Raw genomic sequence first — 2,003 nt, 5'->3', positions numbered from 1 at the left:
TCAAAATTCAAAATTAAAGAGATTAATGGGGGTTTGTACTTAAAATTAATAAAATTCAAAATCTTCCTGATTCTTCATTTTGAATTTTGAATTTTGCATTTTGAATTCAAAAAATGGATATTATCTCGAACTGGAGAAGCAATGATGAATTTGAAACCAGTTTTTGACCCAAAAACACTGAGTCATTCCAAGGTTTATCTGATTGATTGTACTCAATATAGATATGTGCGAACAGAGGGCAGTGGTAAGCATATCAAGTATGTATTCGCTCCACTACCAAATCAACGGAAGTCATCTGAGATTTCTTTGAATTCTACAAAGTTGGGGATTAGATGTCAGGAGGTTGTGGGGATGAATTATGAACAGCAGAAGGAACAAATTGTAGTGCAGATAGGATTGCTGTAATATGTCTATTCACAAACCACCTGTTGTTAAACATCCTGTGAGTTTTCAAAAAGGTAGTTCTAAAAAAATAGTCTACCGAGTTATCCGAAATATTCAACAAATCAAAAATAACCAACCAGTAGGTACAGCCAGAATCAATAAACAAACCTACATGGTCAAGAAATCCGGTATTGGTTGGGTTGTTGTTTAGTTGTGAGATAAAACGCTTCGCTGATGATTGAGAGAAAACTGTTAGTAATAGTTACTGAACAATGGTACAAGCAATTGCACATACCGAAACATTCTTGCACGATGCTGTAATTCAAAGACTCGATTTTAGTAAGCTAAATAAAACTCGTATTCGCTTGACAATCAAACTCAAAAAGACTACTAAATCAAATGCTCCTAAGTGGACTGATGTTTTGACAGCCCAAGGCGAAGAAGAGTCAGATTTGTTGAAGGTAAAATCTTCGGAAGTTGGGTTGAAGGGCATCAAGGTATTCAAAGCTCTGGATGAAGCCGCAAGTCAATTACGGTCGGAAATTGCCAGTGTACAGGAGTGGATGACCAGTGATAATGGCGATTGGATTTGCCCGATTGATTTAGCTCCCTTAGTGTGGAGCCAGTTATTAAACATTCGGGATGTGATTGCTCCAACATTACGTGCTGGACTTAAAAACGAGTATGAGCAAGGGCTAACGGATTATCAAGAGCGAATCAATAGTTTCATTTCGCTGCAAACTTGGGAATTATCCTGTGAGCGTCAGGAGGAAGTCAAAGCTAATTTGCTGAAAGCTTTCCCGGATTTGAGCGAGTTGGAAGACTATTTGCAAGTCGTCATCGGTCGCCCCGTGATCATCCCAGCATTGTCGGAACAGTTGAACCAACAACAAGCCGAATGCCTCAATCAAATCACCCAGTTCATTCAACAGTATGACCAAAATTTAGAGCAAAGGTTAAAAGAGGCAGCGATCGCCGGAGGTGAACAACTTGCCGCGCAGTTGTTGGAAGAGTTAGCTGATTGGGAACCCGGACGAAAGCCAGTACGCTTCAAGCAAAAAATGCAGAAACATCTCCAGAAGGTACAGGTTTTGCTGGCGAATGCTAGTCCCGAAGCTGGCGGTAGTCTCCAGTCGATGATGGAGCATTTGAATTCGATTGTGGATGATCCGGCAATTGTTGATAAGAATCTGGGTGGTGAAGGGCGCACTCAACTTCAGCAGAAGATGGACGACATTAGAACCAAACTTCTAGATGAGCAGCGCAATCTGCAACAGCTTGCGAGTTCTGACGTTGGTCTGACGGTGGCAACTGTGAGCGCGTTTAAGTTCCGATGAAAAAAAGCGATGTTCTGAATTACCGGGACATCGCATTAAAATAAGGCATAGAAATGTAATTTCTCCTCCTGCCTCAAGAACTTGCTACCATACGCTCGTCTGATTGGTGGATAATAGTTCTGTAGGGCAATCTTTAACCACTGCATGATAAGTTAAAAGGCAAAAGTCAAAAGGTAAATATGGCGTTATTCACAGCAGAAGGTTTAAGTTATCCCCAGGCTTTAAAATTGATTGAAATCCTCAAAAAAGAAGGGATAGAATCGAACATTACAAGCGGTGGAG

3 protein-coding genes are annotated in these 2,003 nt (G+C 40.6%); all 3 read left to right on the top strand.

Annotated features, from left to right (window positions below):
• Window positions 1-141 precede the first annotated feature (141 nt).
• The 3 genes from H6G28_RS36350 (at window position 142) to H6G28_RS36340 (ending at window position 1,721) form a co-directional block, all read left to right on the top strand.
• The gene (locus H6G28_RS36350; RefSeq protein ID WP_190678272.1) at window positions 142-405 is read left to right on the top strand and encodes a hypothetical protein; all 264 of its coding nucleotides are present in this window, start codon (window positions 142-144) and stop codon (window positions 403-405) included.
• 1 nt (window position 406) lies between these two features.
• Window positions 407-595: a hypothetical protein gene (locus tag H6G28_RS36345; RefSeq protein ID WP_190678269.1), complete on the top strand. Its 189-nt coding sequence runs from the start codon at window positions 407-409 to the stop codon at window positions 593-595.
• 61 nt (window positions 596-656) lie between these two features.
• On the top strand, window positions 657-1,721 hold the full coding sequence (locus H6G28_RS36340) for a hypothetical protein (RefSeq protein ID WP_190678266.1): 1,065 nt from the start codon (window positions 657-659) through the stop codon (window positions 1,719-1,721).
• Window positions 1,722-2,003: the final 282 nt, after the last annotated feature.

Source organism: Nostoc sp. FACHB-190 (assembly GCF_014696905.1).
GTDB lineage: Bacteria > Cyanobacteriota > Cyanobacteriia > Cyanobacteriales > Nostocaceae > Nostoc_B.
This window is presented reverse-complemented; position numbering and strand designations above follow the sequence as displayed.

What these genes read in the sequence shown, in the direction of transcription:
- H6G28_RS36350 (WP_190678272.1), top strand. Translation starts at nt 142, where the DNA reads ATGATGAATTTGAAACCAGTTTTTGACCCAAAAACACTGAGTCATTCC.
- H6G28_RS36345 (WP_190678269.1), top strand. Translation starts at nt 407, where the DNA reads ATGTCTATTCACAAACCACCTGTTGTTAAACATCCTGTGAGTTTTCAA.
- H6G28_RS36340 (WP_190678266.1), top strand. Translation starts at nt 657, where the DNA reads ATGGTACAAGCAATTGCACATACCGAAACATTCTTGCACGATGCTGTA.